Source organism: Salegentibacter maritimus (genome assembly GCF_016236975.1).
Lineage (GTDB): Bacteria > Bacteroidota > Bacteroidia > Flavobacteriales > Flavobacteriaceae > Salegentibacter > Salegentibacter maritimus.
This window is the reverse complement of sequence record NZ_JAEHNY010000025.1, coordinates 1-1634: the sequence shown is the minus strand read 5'-3', so window position 1 is coordinate 1634 and position 1634 is coordinate 1. Positions and strand designations below refer to the sequence as shown.

The window sequence follows — 1634 nt, the reverse complement described above, 5'->3', positions numbered from 1 at the left end:
AGCCGGAAGGAAGTGAAGAGTTTTTCCTGATAATTTTTCTTGCCTTGCATGCAGTAAATTAGCACTTTTGGCTAACTTGTGCAACAGGCACAATGTATAAAAATAATAGCGGGTTAAGTCCTAAAACTAAATTAAGTGAATATAAAAAAGGTCTGTGTTTAGCAGAAAAGTAAGTGCTTGAACTCCGCTACTATTCTTATACTAGACCGTTGGCATTAATACTCACAAAACACGAACTTAATTTCATAAATCAATAAAAAGTAATAACTTTGTATTTACAAAATATAAAGTTATGGAAACTTCAATTATTAAAATTGGAAACTCAAGAGGACTAAGATTGAGCAAAACAATTCTCGAAAAGTATCACATAAAAGATAAAGTTGAATTGATTTTGGAAAAAGGACAAATCATACTTCGACCTATAGAATCTCCAAGAAAAAACTGGGAAGAAAAGTTCAAAGAAATGGCAAATAATAATGACGATGAGCCGTTGATGAATGATGTTTTTGAAGATGAAAACTTTGACGAATGGAACTAAAGCAATATTCCATAATTCTCGTAAATCTCGATCCAACTGTTGGAAGTGAAATCAAAAAAACCAGACCGTGTGTAATTATTTCACCAAACGAAATGAATAAATATTTGAGAACTATCGTTGTTGCTCCAATGACTACTAATCTCAAAAAATATCCGACTAGAATTCCAATTAAAACAAATAATAAAAAAGGAATGGTAGCAATTGACCAAATTAGGACAATTGACAAGCAAAGAATTGTAAAAGTTTTTGATTCTCTAACTAAATCTGAGGTTCGAAAATGTAAAGAAGTACTAAAAGAAACATTTGTGGATTAAGTACAAATGCCAACATCGGTTATGGCAAATTGCGGGCAGTTTAACTGAATTTGATTATTTTGGTGCTAACAAAACCTGGTTACCCTGACAAATACGCACTCCCTACTCCGCAACTTGTCAATAACCGTACACGTTGGCAACAAGCAAAGAAAAAATTCGCGCAACCATTATATATAAGTGGCATCTTATTATTAAACATCAAATTATGAAAAAATTAAATCTACTAATTTTGGTGATTTTCTCCTCTGCTATATTTGTCGGTTGTGAAAAAGAAGAAATATCGGAGAAAAAACCAATTACATCAATTATTGGAACATGGCAATTAATTGAAATATACAGTGATCCAGGAGACGGTTCCGGTGGATGGAATTCTGTAGAGAATGGATATAAATATACTTTCTCATCTGATAATAAATTTAATTCAAATAGATTTACAGAATGTACAAATGGAGAATATAATATTGATTCCAACAAGCTTATTTTAAATTATGAGTGTGAAGGATTTACCGCAGGAATAGAAGATCCAGAAGGAACTTTTGTCGAAGAATTATCTTTTACTGCAAATAACATTATACTTAAACCAACATATTTAGATTGTATTGAAGGATGCGGTTGGAAATTCAAAAAATTGCAATAGTACTTCAAGCCAGTTGCCAACAGCGGTTCATCTCAAATTACGGGTAATTGAGGAAAAAGTGTAATTTTAGAAATCAGGAAAGAAAATGGTTAATCCGACAAGTTCGCATCCCTACTCCCGCAACTTGTGATAACCGCAACCGTTG

General features: G+C 32.4%; 3 protein-coding genes. All 3 read left to right on the top strand.

What is annotated here, in order from left to right; translation table 11 throughout:
- The first annotated feature begins 292 nt into the window (after positions 1-292).
- The 3 genes from I6U50_RS15735 (at position 293) to I6U50_RS15725 (ending at position 1489) form a co-directional block, all read left to right on the top strand.
- Positions 293-538, top strand: a complete 246-nt coding sequence (locus I6U50_RS15735) for an AbrB/MazE/SpoVT family DNA-binding domain-containing protein (RefSeq protein ID WP_057481876.1) — start codon at positions 293-295, stop codon at positions 536-538.
- Entirely contained in the window at positions 529-852 is a 324-nt protein-coding gene (locus I6U50_RS15730; RefSeq protein WP_198639551.1) for a type II toxin-antitoxin system PemK/MazF family toxin, read from the top strand. Before I6U50_RS15735 ends, I6U50_RS15730 begins: the two co-directional genes overlap by 10 nt.
- Positions 853-1057: 205 nt before the next feature.
- Positions 1058-1489 carry a lipocalin family protein gene (locus I6U50_RS15725; protein ID WP_198639550.1) on the top strand — a complete coding sequence of 144 codons (432 nt, stop codon included), beginning with the start codon at positions 1058-1060 and terminating at the stop codon, positions 1487-1489.
- Positions 1490-1634: the final 145 nt, after the last annotated feature.

Coding starts and splice junctions, on each gene's coding strand:
- I6U50_RS15730 (WP_198639551.1), top strand. CDS start 529: ATGGAACTAAAGCAATATTCCATAATTCTCGTAAATCTCGATCCAACT.
- I6U50_RS15725 (WP_198639550.1), top strand. CDS start 1,058: ATGAAAAAATTAAATCTACTAATTTTGGTGATTTTCTCCTCTGCTATA.
- I6U50_RS15735 (WP_057481876.1), top strand. CDS start 293: ATGGAAACTTCAATTATTAAAATTGGAAACTCAAGAGGACTAAGATTG.